The organism is Pseudomonas sp. LS44 (assembly GCF_024730785.1).
Classification (GTDB): Bacteria; Pseudomonadota; Gammaproteobacteria; order Pseudomonadales; family Pseudomonadaceae; genus Aquipseudomonas.
Map to the genome: position 1 here is coordinate 4,039,918 of NZ_CP102830.1, position 15,398 is coordinate 4,055,315.

Sequence of the window (15,398 nt, forward strand, 5' to 3'; positions counted from 1 at the left end):
TTTATACCGTCTGACGGGCCGGCGGCTGCCAGGCCACGCCGTTGATATGTGAACCACCATCGACAAATAAGGTATCGCCGGTCAGGTAGCGTGACGCATCGCTTGCCAGGAAACAGGCCACGCTGCCGATGTCCAGTTCCGGGTCGCCCATGCGCCCCATCGGGTTTTGTTGCAGCAGCAGCGCGGCATTTTCTGGCGCCAACGCCGCATAGCGCTCATAAGCTGGCGTGCGCGCCCCAGGGCAGATGGCGTTGACTGTGATGCCATGCACGGCCCATTCACGCGCGGCGCTACGCGTCAGGCAGCGCAAGGCTTCCTTGCTGACGTTGTAGTCGGCCGAATGCTGGTGGGCGTTGACCCCGTTCAGCGAACAAAGGTTGATAATCCGCCCCCATTGTTGACGACGCATATGCGGGAAAGCCCGCTGCATTGCCGCCAACGGCGCGTACAAGCTGCCTCGCAAGGCACGCTCGAAGTCAGCCACCGACTTGTCTTCGAGAGCCGCCGGTTTATTGCCGAGGTAGGCGTTGTTGACCAGGATATGCAGCGCCCCGAATTGCTCTATCACCTGATCCACCAGCGCTTGCACGCTCTGCTCTTCGGCGATGTCGCAGGGAATCACCACGGCTTTGCCGCTGCGGGCGTGGATCAAGGCCTGGGTCTCGACGCTGGTTTCCGGGTTGATATCAGCGACCACCACCGTGGCGCCACTGGCCGCGTAGGCCAGGGCGATACCGCGGCCAATCCCCTGACCGGCACCGGTGACAATGGCGACTTTTCCTTCGAGTGAGTGCATTTAGCTGCTCCTTGAGAGGCTGGTACCCGCAGTCAGGCGTGCGCCTCGTCGAGTGCCGCGTAGCGCTCACAGTGAAAATCACTGTCGCCCAGGCACGCCTGAGCCACCCGTATCCGCTTGAGATACAGGCCGACATCCAGCTCGTCGGTGACCCCAATCCCGCCGTGCATCTGCACCGCTTCGTTGCTGACACGGGTGGCGGTCTCGCCGGTTTTCCACTTGGCCAGGCTGACCAGCCGCCCGCGCTCGGCAGCGCTCAGGCTGCTGTCGTCCAGCGCCGCCAGCGCCGCCATCAGCGTGCTACGGGCCAGCACCAGGTCGACATGCAAACGCGCCGCACGGTGCTGCAAGGCCTGGAACGAACCGATCGGCGCATCGAACTGCACCCGGGTCTTGAGGTAATCGAGGGTGCTGGCGAACAGTTGCTCGGAGGCGCCAAGCAACTCTGCGGCCAGGCACACCCGGCCACGATCCAGCGCCGTATCGAGTGCCGGCCAGGCGGCTCCGGCAGCGCCGAGCAGGGCATCGGCGCCCAGCTGCACGCCGTCGAAGTGCAGACGTGCGCAATTGCGCGAGTCAATCAACGACAGCGCGCTGACCTTCAGCCCCGGCGCTGTCGCCGGCACCAGGAACAGGCTGATGCCCTGCTCGTCCCCGGCCTGGCCGGAGGTGCGCGCAGCCACCAGGTAGGCATCCGCGCCCAGGCCATCGATGACGAAACCCTTCTCGCCGTCGAGGCGGAAGCCCGCGCCGTCGGCCGTCGCGATCAGGGCCGTGTGCAGCGGGGCATGCCGCGGCTGCTCTTCCAGCGCCAGGGCCAGGCGTCGCTCACCGCCGATCAGCGCCGTCAGCCACTGGTCCTGCTGCGCAGGCGAGCCGGCCAGGTGCAGCAACGAACCGCTGAGCACCACATTGGAGAGCAGCGGCGACGCCGAGAGGTTCTTGCCGATCTCCTCGAAAATCGGCCCCAGGCCCATGCAGCCGAAATCCAGCCCGCCGAACGCTTCCGGAAACGGAATCGCGCTCCAGCCCAGGCCCACGGCGTCCTGCCACAGCTGCGGGTCGTAACCCAGCTCGCTGGCTTCGTCGCGCAAACGACGCTGGGCGGCCACCGGGCTGCGCGCGGCGAGAAAATCGCGGGCGCTGTCGGCCAGTTGGCTCTGTTCTTCGCTATATACCAGACTCATCGTCAAACTCCCCTTAAACGCTTGGCAGGCCAAGGACCCGCTTGGCGATGACATTCAACTGCACTTCCGACGAGCCGCCGGCAATGCTCAGGGCGTAGCTGCTCAGCCAGCTACGGGTGAGCGCCAACTCCTGCTCGCTGAAGCTCTCGTCCTCCCAGCCCAGCGCACGGTAGCCAAGAGCATCGAGGAGGATTTCGAACTTGTCGTGTTCCTGTTCGGAATGCACCAGCTTCATGATCGCCATGATCCCGCTGATGTCCTTGCGCGCCCGCGCCTCTTCGCCCATGCGCTGCACCGTCAGGCTGTAGGCATGCTCGTCCATGGCGCAGGCCTGAGCCCGTGCCCGCAAGGCCTGGTCGGCGGCCGACGCGCCTTGCGGCAGGTACTGGCGGATCAACGGCAGCAGATGGAACTGGTTCGGCAGGCTGAACTCGCCGAACGTGGACATCGCCTTGCGCTCGTGCTGCAACAGGCTCTTGCCCAGGTTCCAGCCAGCATTGATCTGGCCGATCAACTGGCTTTTCGGCACGCGCACGTTGTCGAAGAACACCTGGCAGAACGCCGACTTGCCGCTGATCAGGTCGATCGGCGAAACGCTCACTCCCGGGCTCTTCATGTCCAGCACGATCAGGCTGATGCCCAGGTGCTTCGGCGCCTTGGGGTCGGTGCGCACCAGGGCGTACATCCAGTCGGACTTGTCGCCGTAGGAGGTCCAGATCTTGGTGCCGTTGACCACGAAGTCGTCGCCATCCTCCACCGCCGCAGTTTTCAGGCTGGCCAAGTCGGAACCGGCATTCGGCTCAGAGAAACCCTGGCACCAGCGCACTTCGCCACGGCACATCGGCGGCAGCAGGGCCAGCTTCTGCGCCTCGCTGGCGAACTCCAGCAACACCGGGCCGAGCATCCAGATGCCCAGGTTGATTTGCGGCGGCCGGCACTTGAGGCGGCGCATCTCACGCTCCAGCACCGCATTTTCTTCGGCACTCAGGCCGCCACCGCCGTACTCGGTCGGCCACTGCGGGCAAAACCAGCCCTTGTCGCGCATACGCTCGAACCACAGGCGGGCGTCTTCGCTGGGGAACTCGGGCTTGCTGGAGCCCCAGACAAGCTCACCCTCCGGGATAGCGGTGCGTTGCGACGGCGGGCAGTTGGCTTCCAGCCAGGTGCGCGTCGCTTGTCTGAATTGTTCGATTGCGCTCATTCGTTCACCTAAAAGGGACGTCATTGTTGTGTTGGCTGAGTGGTTCAGACCACTCAGCGCTGCGTACGTGGCATTCCCAGGCCGAACTGGGCGATCAGCTCGCGCTGGATTTCATTGGTGCCACCGCCGAACGTCAACGTCACCGAGGCCCGCACTTCGTATTCCAGCTCGCCGAGCAGCGAGGCCGCCGCCGATCCGGCACGCACCAGGCCGCCGACACCGACAATCGCCGAGAGCTTGCGCAGGATCTCGATGGCCGATTCCGAACCGTAGACCTTGGTAGTCGAGGCCAGTGCCACGTCCATGCGGCCCTGTTCGAGGTCGGCGGCGATGCGGAAGTTGATCATCCGCATCGCCTCCAGGTGTGCATAGCACTCAGCCAGTTCGCGGCGCACCCAGGCCTTGTCGGTGGCACGGTGGCCCTGCTCGTCGGCGCTGCGTGCCCACATATAAACCCGGCGAAACAACCCGACCACTTTGTCCGACCAGGCACCCAGGCCCAGGCGTTCGTGGTTGAGCTGGGCGGTGATCAGTTTCCAGCCGCCATGCAGTTCGCCGACCAGCATCTCACGCGGCACCCGTACGTTGTCGTAGTAGGTGGCGGCGGTGGGGTTGCTGGTGGTCGGGATCACGGTGCTGGAGAAGCCCTCGGCCGTGGTGTCGAGGATCATGATCGACACGCCTTTGTGCCGTGGCCGCTCAGGATCGGTACGCGCCGCCAGCCAGATGTAGTCGGCCGCCTCGGCGCCCGAGGTCCAGAGTTTGCTGCCATTGACCACGAAGCCGTCAGCGTCTTCGCGGGCCGTGGTTTTCAGCACCGCCAGGTCGCTGCCGGCGCCGGCTTCGGAGTAACCGATGGCGAAAATGACTTCACCAGCGGCGATCCCCGGCAGGAACTTTTCCTTCTGCAGCGCCGAGCCATGGGCCATCAAGGCCGGGCCCACGGTGCTGATGGTCACGAACGGCAGCGGTGCACCGGCGATGTTGGCTTCTTCGAAGAAGATCAACTGCTCGGTGGCGGCATAGCCTTGGCCGCCGTGCTCCTTGGGCCAGCCAACGGCCAGCCAGCCGTCACGGCCCATCTTGGCGATGGTGTTGCGGTACAGCTCGCCGCCTTCCTTGCCGCGCAATTGCTGGCGCAGCTCGGGGGTCATCAGGTTCTGGAAATAGTCGCGAACCTTGAGGCGCAGAGCATGCTGTTCGGGGGTGAGATCGACGAACATGGGCCGCTCCTTATGCCGAGCCGAGAATCAGGCCGCTAGTAGGCACGCCGGTCCCGGCGGTTACCAGCACGTTTTCGACATCCGCGACCTGGTTCACCGCCACGCCACGCACCTGGCGCACCGCTTCGGCAATGCCGTTCATGCCGTGGATGTAAGCCTCGCCCAACTGCCCGCCGTGGGTGTTGATCGGCAGCTTGCCGCCACGCGCATGGTGGCCGGCGCGGATGAAGTCTTTGGCCTCACCGCGTTTGACGAAACCGAACTCTTCCAGCTGCGGCAACACGAACGGGGTGAAGTGGTCGTAGATCACCGCGGTCTGGAACGCATCAGGACCCAGGCCCGACTGGCCGTACAGTTCCTTGGCGACCACGCCCATCTCCGGCAGGCCGGTGATGTCGTCACGGTAGAACGAGGTCATGCTCTGCTGGCCATCGCTGATGCCCTGGGCGCCAGCCTTGATCACCACCGGCTTCTGGCGCAGGTCCTTGGCGCGCTCGGCCGAGGTGATAACCATGGCCACCGCGCCATCGGACTCCTGGCAGCAATCGAGCAGGTGCAGCGGCTCGCAGATCCAGCGCGAGGCCTGGTGCTCTTCGAGGGTGATCGGCTTGCCATAGAAGAACGCCGCCGGGTTGGTCGCGGCGAAGTCGCGCACGGCCACGGCCACTCGGCCGAAGTCTTCGGAGGTGGCGCCGTAACGGTGCATGTAGCGCTGGGCGAACATCCCGACCCAGGAGGCCGGGGTGTGCAGGCCGTGGGGCATGTACCAGCCGTAGTTGACGTTATCGAAGAACGGCGTCGCGCCGAAGCCGTAGCTACCAGTGCCGAAGCGATACCAGGAACGCTCGTTCATCGCCCGGTAGACCACCACCACCTTGGCCACGCCGGTGGCCACGGCCATCGCCGCGTGCATCACCGGGGCGCAGGCTGCGCCGCCGCCGTGGGGCACCTGGGAGAAGAACTTGACGTCCTTGCAGCCCAGCAGGCGGGCGATCTCGTACTCCGGCACCTTGTCCACCGAGTAGGAGCTGAAGCCCTCGACCTCGGACGGATCGATACCGGCATCCTTCAGTGCCGCCAGCGTCGCTTCCATGGCCAGGCGCAGTTCGGTGCGCCCGGAGTTCTTGGAAAACTCGGTCGCGCCCAGACCGACAATGGCGGCGCGCCCGGAAATCGACGAATTCGTCATCTGTTCTGTCTCCCGCGACTTAGGGCAGAACCAGCGCGACCGTACCGGTCACGTGGTTGCCCATGGAATTTTTGCCCTTGAGGGTCACTTCCAGGCTGCGCGTGGCGGCATCCTGATGGGTCACTTCACCACTGAAGGTCATGCAGTCACCCGGGTAGTTCGGCGCTCCGAGCTTGATTTTCAGCGACAGGAAACGCGCCTCCGGGCCCGCCCACTCTTCGACGAAGCGCTGGACCAGGCCGTTGGTGGTGAGGATGTTCATGAAAATATGCGGTGAGCCGAGCTCGCGCGCCGCCTCCAGGTCATGGTGACCGGGAAAGTAATCGCGGGTGGCGATCGCGCCCCCGGTGATCAGGCTGACAGTGATCGGGATCGCCAGCTCCGGCAACACTTCGCCGGGGCGCACGTCTTCAAAGCGCTTGGTGTTCTTCGAGGTCATATTTCCATCCCAACGTGTCGTTATCGCTCAGCCAATCGCCGAGACGTTCCAAGCTCGCCGCCGAGCCACCCAGGGCACTGCTCAGGGCGCGGCTCCAGTAGAGAAAGCGGTGTATCGGATAGGTCAGGTCGACGCCGATGCCACCGTGCACATGCTGTGCGATGTGGCCGATCCGGTGCCCGGCCTCGCAGGCCAGCCAAGCCGTGGCCAGGGCCTCGGAAGGTGCCGCCAAGCCGGCGTCCAGGCGGTAGCACAATTGCCATAGCGCACCGCGCAAGGCTTCGAGGGCCACATGCGCGTCGGCCATGCTCATCTGCACGGCCTGAAAACTGCCGATGCGGCGATCGAACTGCTCGCGCTCGCTGACGTACGCGACGGTGCGCTGGATCTGTTCGGCGCTGACGCCCAACTGCAAGGCCGCCAGGGCGGCGATGGCGCGGGACTCGAGCCAGTCCAGCGCGGCGACCGGCAACACCTGGCTAGCAGCGAGAGTGACGCCCTGCACCTGCAGGTCGGCCAGCGCTTCGCCGTGGGTCATCACCCCCGGCACTGTGCTGATACCGGCGTGACTCAGGTCCAGCAAGACCAGCCGTGGCTGACCCTCGACCTGCGCCACCACCAATGCCGCGGCCGATTGCTCGGCCAGGGCCACGGCCGCGACCCGGCCGTCCAGACGCCAGCCGTCGGCGTCGGGCTGCGCTTGCAGTTCGATGCCATGGGCGCTACTCAGGCCATCGAGCGACAGGCTCAACAGCGCGCTACCGCTGGCCGCTTGCTCGGCCCAGGGCGCCAACGCCTCGCCGCCGAACTGCGCCAGGGTCGCCGCCGCCAGTTGGTGACGCCACAGCGGCACCTGGCCAAGGGCGCGGCCCTGGGCTTCGAGCAGCAACATCAATTCGGTCATGCCCAGCCCGCTGCCGCCGGCCGCTTCCGGGATGGCCAAGGCTTGCAGGCCGGTCTCCACGCACGCCGTCCACAGGCCATGCATATACGGCTGGCCCGCCACGTCAAACTCGCGCAGACGGTCGTCGGTGCAGTAGTCGCTCATCAGGCTGCCGGCCATTTCGGCAATGGCGCGCTGGTCTTCGCTGAATTCGAAATTCATGCCGCCCCCTACTCTGCCAACGGCCGGAACATCGGCAGCGCCAGATCACCATCGAAGGTCTGGAATTCGACCTGCAGGCGTTGGCCGATGCGGATGTCTTCGCGCTTGACGCCAACCAGGCCGGCGACCAGGCGCACGCCTTCGTCCAGCTCGATCAAGCCGATCGGGTTGGGGTGATCGAAGGGCGCCACTTCCGGGTAATGCATCACCACGAAGGAATACAGGCTGGCCTTGCCGCTGGCCTGCAGGGTGTCCCAGTCGAAGCTGTGGCACTCGATGCACACCGGTGCCGGCGGGTGACGCAAGGTCGCGCACTGGGTGCAACGCTGGATCAGCAGCTTGCCTTCGGTGCAGCCGTCCCAGAAGAAACGCGAGTCATCGCTCACGCCCGGTTTGGGCCGCTTGGGCGCTGCCGGCATTTCCGCCGCTGCGGCCGCCGGCTTCTGCACATGGGCCGGGCGGAACTTAAAGACGCGGAACAGCAGCTCGCCGACCTTCTCGTCGCCACCGGCCTGCTCGCTGAAGTAGCTCATGATCAGGGTGACGAAGAAACCGGTGCCCAGGCCCGTGGTCTTCTCGTCGCCGACCGCGTCCAGCCGCGTGGTGTAGTAGAGCTTCTCGCCGGGGCGCACGTTGCGCTCAAAGGTCAGCTCGGAGTTCACCGCCACCACTGCCGGGTAACCGTAGCTCTCGATGATCTTGAGCACCTCGTAGGGGTTCTCAGTGGTCGAGCCGGGCGGATAGTTGTTCGCGTGCAGGCCTTCCATGCACCAGACCTGGAGCATCGATGCCGGGGCCACCAGCCCGTCGTTACGACTGTTGGCGGCCAACTGCGGGTTGCTGTAGAGCGGGTTGTCCAGGCCCATGACTTCGCACCACTGGCGAATCATCGGCGCATTGACTTCGTCCCAGGCATTCACGCGACCGTACTCGCGCCCCACTAGGGCGCGCACTTTGGATTGCAATTCTGGATCAGCCAAGTTCGTCTCCTGCGTGTTGAGAACGGCGCCCGACTCCGGCGCGCCGCCATGGGTCGATCAGTTGGATGCAGCCTGCGCAGCAGCGAGGAACGTCGGACGTTCGCCGCCGCCATTCAGCAGCAGGTTGCAGCCGCTGGCGTAACCGGCCAGCGGTGAAGCGATAAACAGACAGGCATTGCCGATGTCTTCCGGCACGGCCATGCGCCCAGCCGGAATACCCGCGCTGACCGCCGCGATGCCGGCCTCGTCGCCGTAGTGCAGATGGGACAGCTCGGTGCGAACCAGGCCGGGGCTGACTGCCACCACCCGCACCTTGGGTGCCCACTCCACCGCCAGCGACTGCACCAGAGCCAAGACCCCGGCCTTGGCCGCGCCATAGGCTGCGGTGCCCGGGGAGGCGCGCAGGGCACTGATGCTGCCGATAAAGACGATGCAGCCGCCCTCCGCCTGTTCCTGCATCAGCTGGTTGGCCAGCTGCGCAACACTCAGCGGCGCGATCAGGTTGAGGCGGATGATGCCTTCGTGGAAGCGCGGCGAAGCCGTGGCGGCTTCCGCCGCCGGGCTGCCGCCGGCATTGTTGATCAGCACGTCGAGGCGGCCGTAGTCGGCACGCACCGTGTCGAACAAGGCGCGCAGCGAATCCTGGTCGCGCACGTCGGCGGCGATGAACGCCGCACGGGCCTCACCCACGCTCGGCAACTCCTCGGGAGCGGTGCGCCCGCAGACGATGACCCGGGCATTGGCCGCCAGAAAGCTGCGGGCGATACCCGCGCCGATGCCTTTGGTGCCGCCGGTGATCAGCACCACCTTACCGTTGTAATCCAGCCCCGAGTGACCACTCATGGCGCGCTCCTTATTTCTGTAATGACTGGCACTCTAGGGACAAAGCCGCGCGCCAACTTCGTCTAAATGGACGATGAAGGCCAAACCCGTGGCCGCAACAATCCAGAGCATTGCCGCCGTCCCTGCGACGGAGCCCGATGAAGCGGCCATCTGCGCTAACAGAATGAGGAAGCCCATGCCTGATCCACTGGCTCCACCGGTATTGCTGGAATACCCGGCCCCCGGCGTCGCCTTGCTGCGGCTCAACCGCCCGCAGGCGACCAATGCCCTGAGCCTGGAGCTGCAGGCGCTGCTCTCGCAGCACTTCAGCGCGCTGGGCGTCGACCCCGAGGTGCGCTGCATCCTGCTGACCGGCGGCGACAAGGTGTTCGCCGCCGGCGGCGACATCAACAGCATGGCCGGGGTCGGCCCGATCGATATCTACCAACGCCACACCGAGCGGGTCTGGGCACCGATCCAGCATTGCCCGAAGCCGGTGATCGCCGCCGTCTGCGGTTACGCCTATGGAGGCGGCTGCGAGCTGGCCATGCTCGCCGACATCATCGTCGCCGGGCACGGCGCGCGCTTCTGCCAGCCGGAAATCCGCATCGGCATCATGCCCGGCATCGGCGGCACCCAGCGCCTGGTGCGCGCGGTGGGCAAGGCCAAGGCCATGCGCATGGCGCTGACCGGCCAGCCGATCACCGCCGAGGAAGCCTGGATCTCCGGGCTGGTCAGCGAAGTGGTGGCCGACGATCAGGTGCAGGCCCACTCCCTGCAGATGGCACAACTGATTGCGGCGATGCCGCCGCTGGCCGCCGAGCAGATCAAGGAAGTCATCCTCGCCGGCATGGACGCGCCGCTGGAAGCCGGCCTGGCTCTGGAGCGCAAGGCCAATGCCCTGCTGTTCGCCTCGCGCGACCAGAAGGAAGGCATGCAGGCCTTTATCGACAAGCGCCCGCCGCAGTTCGAAGGGCGCTGATCGGCCTGACTACGCAAGCGCGCCGCTTTTGGGCGGGTGCAACCCGCCAATGTTCGCCGCTCGCGGGTTTCACCCGCCCTACCTCTGATCGACCTAGAGCCGCAGGCCTTGTAGGAGCGAATTCATTCGCGATGGCGCGCTGAAAGACCTGTGGGTTAGCCGCCGGCGTAACCCGCCATCGACGCCATAAGGCATCGCCATTGCCGGCCTGACGGCCGGTCGGTGGATAAGCACAGCGTTATCCACCCTACGAATCTGCACGACCGCGTAGGGTGGAAAACTGCGAAGCATTTTCCACCGATGGGCAACCCATCCTACGGACTTAGCCAGCCAGCGCCGCCCGCAGCTCGTTCTTGACCACCTTGTTCGAGGCATTCACCGGCAGCGCCTGGAAGAAGCGCACCTGGCGCGGCACCTTGTAGTTGGCCATGCGCTCGCGGGCCCAGGCGATCAGGGCCGGCTCATCCAATTGCTGGCCGTGACGCAGCACCACGCAGGCGCAACCGACTTCGCCCATGCGTTCGTCCGGAATGCCGATCACCGCCACCTGGGCGATGGCCGGGTGCTCGATCAACCCGGCTTCGATCTCCGCCGGGTAGCAGTTGAAGCCGCCGACGATGAACATGTCCTTGAGCCGGTCGGTGATTCTCAGGTTGCCGCGCGCATCGAGGTTGCCGACGTCGCCGGTGTGCAGCCAGCCCTCGGCGTCGATGGTCTCGGCGGTGGCGGCCGGGTCGTTGAAATAGCCCTGCATCACATGGAAGCCACGCAGGCAGATTTCCCCCGACTCGCCCGCGCCCAGCGGCTGGTTGTCCGCCGAACGAATGCTCACCTCGGTCCCGGCAATCGCCTGGCCGCTGGTGCCGGCGATGGTTTCCGCCGGGTCATCCGGGTTGCAGATGGTCGCCAGGCCGCCGCATTCGGTCAGGCCATAAGCCGTGGTGACCACCGCAAAACCCAGCTCGTTGCGCATCCGCTCGATCAGCACCGGCGGAATGGTCGCCGCGCCGGTCACGGCAATGCGCAGGCTCGACAGATCGGTCTCGGCCAGACGCGGGTGGGCCAGCATCGACAGGTACAGGGTCGGCGGCCCCGGCAGCACGCTGATGCGCTCGGCGGCAATGCGCTGGAACACCGCTTCTGCGTCGAACACCGGCTGCGGCAGAATGGTCGCCCCGGCCAGCAAGCAGGTCAGCCACCCGGCCTTGTAGCCGAAGGAATGGAAGAACGGATTGACGATCAGGTAACGGTCGCCGGGTTGCAGGCCGATGACCTTGACGTACTCGTTGAAGGCCCGCAGGTTCTGTCCGTGGGCGCTCATCACGCCCTTGGGTTTGCCGGTGGTGCCGGAGGTGAACAACAAATCGGACAAATCCTCCGGACCCACCGCCGCCGCCCGCGCGCGGGCGTCCGCGGCACTCACCGCAGCGCCTTTGCCGAGGAACCCGGACCAGCTCAGATCACCGGCCTGCTGCGGCTCTGCCGTGCCGAACAGCACCAGGTGTTCGAGGCTGGCCGGACGTTGCGGCGCCAGCTGTGCCTGGTAGTCGACGCCGAGAAACTCGCCCTGGACGAACAGCACCCGCGCCTGGCTGCGCAGCAGGATATCCGCTGCCTCGCCGCCCTTCATGCGGGTGTTCAGCGGCACCAGCACCGCGCCGGCGCAATGCACGCCCAGCGCGGCGACAATCCAGTCGCGGCAGTTCGGCGCCCAGATCGCCACCCGGTCGCCAGGCGCAATACCCAACGCCATCAGGCTGCGACTGACCCCCAGAGCCAGCTCCGGCAAGTCGCGGTAATCGGTGGCGATCCCGTTTTCCTCGATGGCCGCCCGCCCGGCATGGCGCTCGGCGGCCGCGGACAACAGGGCGGGAATCGACTGGGGCAGCGAATTACTGGCAGCGCAGGTGTCTGGTGATGCGGAAAATGCAGTCATGGTGACGGACTCGGCAAACGGATCATTCAGGGAAGCGCACCCGCAGGTGCTCACTACGGGCCAGCGACTGGCACGCCAGGGTCCAGCCTTCATTAATTTCGTCCTGGTCGAGGGCTTCGTTGCGGAGCATTTCCACCGCGCCGCTTTCGACCGTGCACATGCAGGTCGCGCAGGAGCCGACCAGGCACGAACTCGGCGGTTTCAGGCCGGCGCGCTTCATGGCCTCGAGAATGGTTTCGCCTTCGGCGCAGGGCATCTCGAACTCTTCACCGTCCAGGCGCACCGACAACTGGCTGCTCACCTGGGTGGTATCGACCGGCGCATGCTCCGCTATCGAACCCTCTTCCGGCAGGGACACGAAGCGTTCGACATGCACCCGCGCATGCGGCATGTCGAGGCTGTTCAGCGCACTGACCGCCGCATCCATGAACGGCCCGGGGCCGCAGATGAAGGCTTCGGCCGCCGCGAACGGGCGAGCCAGCTCGGCCAGCTGGGCGACCGCCGGGATGCCCTGCACCGAGTCCAGCCAGTGGATCACCTGCAAACGCTGCGGGTGCTCGCTGGCCAGGGCCTTGAGCTCATCACGGAAGATCACCGAGGCTTCGTCGCGGTTGGCGTAGATCAGCAGGATGCGCCCGCTGCCGGCCAGCAAGGCCGAACGCAGGATCGACAGCACCGGCGTGACCCCGCTGCCGCCGCCGAACAGCAGCAGGTCGGTGTCCAGATTACGCGGCACGAAGATCCCGGCCGGCTCCAGCACTTGCAGGCTGTCACCGGCCTGCACCGCGTCGCACAACCAGTTCGAGGCCCGTCCGTCACGCACCCGCTTGACGGTGACCCGCAGCGGCTCTTCGAGCAACGGCGTGCTCGACAGCGAATAGCAGCGCGGCAACCAACCGCCTTCGAACGGCACGCGCAGGGTCAGGAACTGTCCCGGCCGGTAGCTAAAACGTTCGACCAGCTCAGCCGGCAGCTCGAACTCCAGCGAACGGCTGTCGAAGGTTTCTTCGATCACCCGCGCCACGCGTACGGTGAGATAGTCAGGAGTGCTCATATCAGATACTCATCACAAACTGGCCACTGTCGACACGCAGCTCGACCCCGTTGATCGCCCGCGAATCGTCGCTGGCGAGGTACAGCACGCTGGCGGCCACGTCTTCCGGCAGGCACATGCGGTTCATCGGGTCGATGTCGATGGTGAATTTGCTCGGGTCCATGCCCGCCGGATACTGGGCATTGGTCATCGGCGTCAGCACGCCGTCCGGGTGCAGCGAGTTGCAGCGGATGCGGTACTTGCTGCGCCGGCAATGGGCCGCGACCGAGCGGGTCAGGGCCGCCACCGAACCTTTGGAGGCGCTGTAGGCGGCGTAGTCATCCTTGCCGGCCAGGGCCGCCAGGGACGAGATGTTGATAATCGAGCCGCCCGCGCCTTCCTTCATCAGCGCGATACCGGCACGGCAGCCGAGAAACACGCTGTCGGAGTTGATCCGCTGCAGGCGATGCCAGTCGTCCAGGCTGGCATCCTCGATGGAGCCCTTGAGCAGGATGCCGGCGTTGTTGACCAGGATATCGAGGCGCCCGTAACGCGCGCGCAGGGCCTCGATGACCGCGTTCCAATCCGCCTCGCTGGCCGCATCATGGCGAATGAAGCTCGCCGCGCCGCCGATCTCGGCGACCAGCGCCTGGCCGGCTTCGACATTGATGTCGCTGATCAGCACCTGCGCGCCTTCACGCGCCAGCAGCAGCACAGTCTCGCGTCCGACGCCACTGGCGCCACCGGTGACCAGCGCCACCTTGCCTTGAACTCGTCCTGCCATGTTGGTTGTCTCCTGAAAAGAAATTAGTACGCCGGCGCCAGCGCTTCGGCTGCGATCGGCACTGCGGAGGCGGCCACGGCCTGCCCGGCGCGCCGCCCGGAAAACACGCAGTCGGCCAGCGACAGGCCACTGATATACAGATGTGAAGGAATGCCAATGGCCGTGCGCCCGGCGGCGAACAGGCCGGGAATCGGCTGGCCGTTGCTGTCCAGCAAGGCGCCGCTGTCTTCATCGACCTTGAGCCCGCCGAGGGTCAGCGCCCCCAGTGGGAACGCCTTGTTATCGACCGAAATGTCGCAGGCGTAGAACGGCCCCTGATCGAGCACCTGCCGGCTCTTGGGCGATTTGCCGAAGGCGTCCTCCGCCTCGCCACGCGCCGCGGCGTTATAGGCCTGCAACGAGCTGCGCAGCACATCGGCGCGCATCCCGGTGGCGCCGGCCAGTTGCTCGATGCTTTGGCCCTTGCGCACCCCCAGCAGCATCAAGGCCAGCGCGGGCACGCTCTGGAACCACCAGTAACCGCCGAACAGCGCCTGCTTGATCGCCTGCTTGCGCAGCCGCGCATCCAGCACCAGCCAGGCCTTGCCGCCCTGCTCTTCGCACAGCGGCTGGCCCAGCGTCGCGCCGTAGACCTCTTCGTTGACGAAGCGCTGGCCACGGGTGTTGACCACAATGCCTTTCGGCCAGCACAGCGGCGGGTTGAGAAAACGCCAGGCCGACACGCGCTCCAGGCGATCACTCACCGCCCCGGCGCTCAGCCCCAGGCGCACGCCGCTGCCATCGCAACCGGTGGCGCCGACCTTGAAGTTGCGGCGGAATTTCGGCGCATGCTCGGCGAGCATCTCGCGATTGAAGATAAAGCCGCCGGTGCTGAGGATCACCCCACGCTGGGCACGGATCAGCCGTGGCTTGGCGAAGTCGCGCTCAAGCTGGCTGACCCGACGCCGCAGGCTGTCGCAATAACCCGGGGCGAAGTTCTGCAGGCGCTCGGCGCGCGCCGCCAGCTTGGCGTGCAGCTGCGCCTGCTGACTGCCGGCCGGCAGGCACCAGAGTTCGGCGCCCAGCACCCGCCCATCGGCGTCGAGCACCAGCCGCCGGGCCGCCGCTTGCAACTGGGTACGCACGCCGTTACGCAGGCAGGCGGCCTTGAGGTGCGCATACAGCACCGCGCCGCCCTGGCCCTTGCCGACCGTGCGGTGACCGCGCGGAGCGGGCGGCAGGCTGTCGGTGTGCGAGGGCACCAGCTCGTTGCCCGAGTAGTAGAGGAAGTAGCCATCCGACGGATAGGAGGTCTTGCCGCCGCCCGGTGGCATGCTGTGGGCATAAGGGGCGCCGTGACTTTCCAGCCAGGCCAGGTTGGCCACGCTGTCGGCGCAAAAGCGCTGCAGGGTCTGGTCGCTGATCACGCCCTCGGTTTCGTGCTTGAGGTAATCGAACATCGCCTCGGGCGTGTCGCTGAAACCGGCCGCCTGCTGGTGCCGGGTGCCGCCGCCGGCGTAGACCACGCCACCACTCTTGGCGCTGGCGCCGCCGCCGGTGAACCGATCGGCCACCAGCACGTCGGCGCCATTGGCGCGGGCTTCGAGGGCGGCGCAGGCTCCCGCCGCGCCCCAGCCGATCACCAGGACATCGCAACTGTCATCCCATTGCAGCGCATCGGCGTCGGCAACCCGCAGCGCGGGCTGGATATCGGTGCAGGTGGTACGGACTGGAGATGGCAT

General features: G+C 66.1%; 14 protein-coding genes. 1 reads left to right on the top strand and 13 read right to left on the bottom strand.

The annotated features are described in order from the left end of the window. Position 1 precedes the first annotated feature (1 nt). From NVV93_RS18165 to NVV93_RS18205, 9 genes are read right to left on the bottom strand one after another with little or no spacing between them, the layout of a single operon-like run. A complete protein-coding gene (locus NVV93_RS18165) occupies positions 2 to 796 on the bottom strand; it encodes an SDR family NAD(P)-dependent oxidoreductase (RefSeq protein WP_258252049.1) in 795 nt (264 codons plus the stop codon). Between the two features lie 32 nt (positions 797 to 828). Beyond that, positions 829 to 1,983, bottom strand: coding sequence for an acyl-CoA dehydrogenase family protein (locus tag NVV93_RS18170; protein ID WP_258252051.1), 1,155 nt, complete (start codon positions 1,981 to 1,983; stop codon positions 829 to 831). 13 nt (positions 1,984 to 1,996) lie between these two features. After that, positions 1,997 to 3,184, bottom strand: coding sequence for an acyl-CoA dehydrogenase family protein (locus tag NVV93_RS18175; RefSeq protein ID WP_258252052.1), 1,188 nt, complete (start codon positions 3,182 to 3,184; stop codon positions 1,997 to 1,999). A gap of 53 nt (positions 3,185 to 3,237) precedes the next feature. Next, positions 3,238 to 4,407, bottom strand: a complete 1,170-nt coding sequence (locus NVV93_RS18180) for an acyl-CoA dehydrogenase family protein (RefSeq protein ID WP_258252055.1) — start codon at positions 4,405 to 4,407, stop codon at positions 3,238 to 3,240. 10 nt (positions 4,408 to 4,417) lie between these two features. Continuing rightward, positions 4,418 to 5,596 (bottom strand): lipid-transfer protein, encoded by a 1,179-nt coding sequence (locus NVV93_RS18185; RefSeq protein ID WP_258252056.1) that lies wholly within the window; start codon positions 5,594 to 5,596, stop codon positions 4,418 to 4,420. 19 nt (positions 5,597 to 5,615) lie between these two features. Beyond that, positions 5,616 to 6,035: a MaoC family dehydratase gene (locus tag NVV93_RS18190; RefSeq protein ID WP_119894684.1), complete on the bottom strand. Its 420-nt coding sequence runs from the start codon at positions 6,033 to 6,035 to the stop codon at positions 5,616 to 5,618. Beyond that, complete coding sequence (locus tag NVV93_RS18195) at positions 6,007 to 7,140, bottom strand: acyl-CoA dehydrogenase family protein (protein WP_258252059.1); 1,134 nt, start codon at positions 7,138 to 7,140, stop codon at positions 6,007 to 6,009. The genes NVV93_RS18190 and NVV93_RS18195 overlap by 29 nt, the downstream gene beginning before the upstream one ends. A gap of 8 nt (positions 7,141 to 7,148) precedes the next feature. Next, positions 7,149 to 8,120 carry a bifunctional MaoC family dehydratase N-terminal/OB-fold nucleic acid binding domain-containing protein gene (locus NVV93_RS18200; protein ID WP_258252061.1) on the bottom strand — a complete coding sequence of 324 codons (972 nt, stop codon included), beginning with the start codon at positions 8,118 to 8,120 and terminating at the stop codon, positions 7,149 to 7,151. Between the two features lie 57 nt (positions 8,121 to 8,177). After that, positions 8,178 to 8,963 (bottom strand): SDR family oxidoreductase, encoded by a 786-nt coding sequence (locus NVV93_RS18205; protein ID WP_258252063.1) that lies wholly within the window; start codon positions 8,961 to 8,963, stop codon positions 8,178 to 8,180. A 175-nt stretch (positions 8,964 to 9,138) separates the two neighbouring features. On the opposite strand from NVV93_RS18205, the gene NVV93_RS18210 reads away from it, so the two are divergent. Beyond that, on the top strand, positions 9,139 to 9,924 hold the full coding sequence (locus tag NVV93_RS18210; protein ID WP_258252065.1) for an enoyl-CoA hydratase: 786 nt from the start codon (positions 9,139 to 9,141) through the stop codon (positions 9,922 to 9,924). Positions 9,925 to 10,246: 322 nt separating this feature from the next. Here the strand turns inward: NVV93_RS18210 and NVV93_RS18215 are convergent, their stop codons facing one another. The 4 genes from NVV93_RS18215 to NVV93_RS18230 are packed head-to-tail and all read right to left on the bottom strand — an operon-like array spanning position 10,247 to position 15,398. Next, on the bottom strand, positions 10,247 to 11,860 hold the full coding sequence (locus tag NVV93_RS18215) for a FadD3 family acyl-CoA ligase (protein WP_258252067.1): 1,614 nt from the start codon (positions 11,858 to 11,860) through the stop codon (positions 10,247 to 10,249). A 22-nt stretch (positions 11,861 to 11,882) separates the two neighbouring features. Beyond that, the gene (locus NVV93_RS18220; RefSeq protein WP_258252069.1) at positions 11,883 to 12,914 is read right to left on the bottom strand and encodes a ferredoxin--NADP reductase; all 1,032 of its coding nucleotides are present in this window, start codon (positions 12,912 to 12,914) and stop codon (positions 11,883 to 11,885) included. A 1-nt stretch (position 12,915) separates the two neighbouring features. Continuing rightward, positions 12,916 to 13,677, bottom strand: coding sequence for an SDR family oxidoreductase (locus NVV93_RS18225; protein ID WP_258252070.1), 762 nt, complete (start codon positions 13,675 to 13,677; stop codon positions 12,916 to 12,918). 23 nt (positions 13,678 to 13,700) lie between these two features. Further along, the gene (locus NVV93_RS18230) at positions 13,701 to 15,398 is read right to left on the bottom strand and encodes an FAD-binding protein (RefSeq protein WP_258252071.1); all 1,698 of its coding nucleotides are present in this window, start codon (positions 15,396 to 15,398) and stop codon (positions 13,701 to 13,703) included.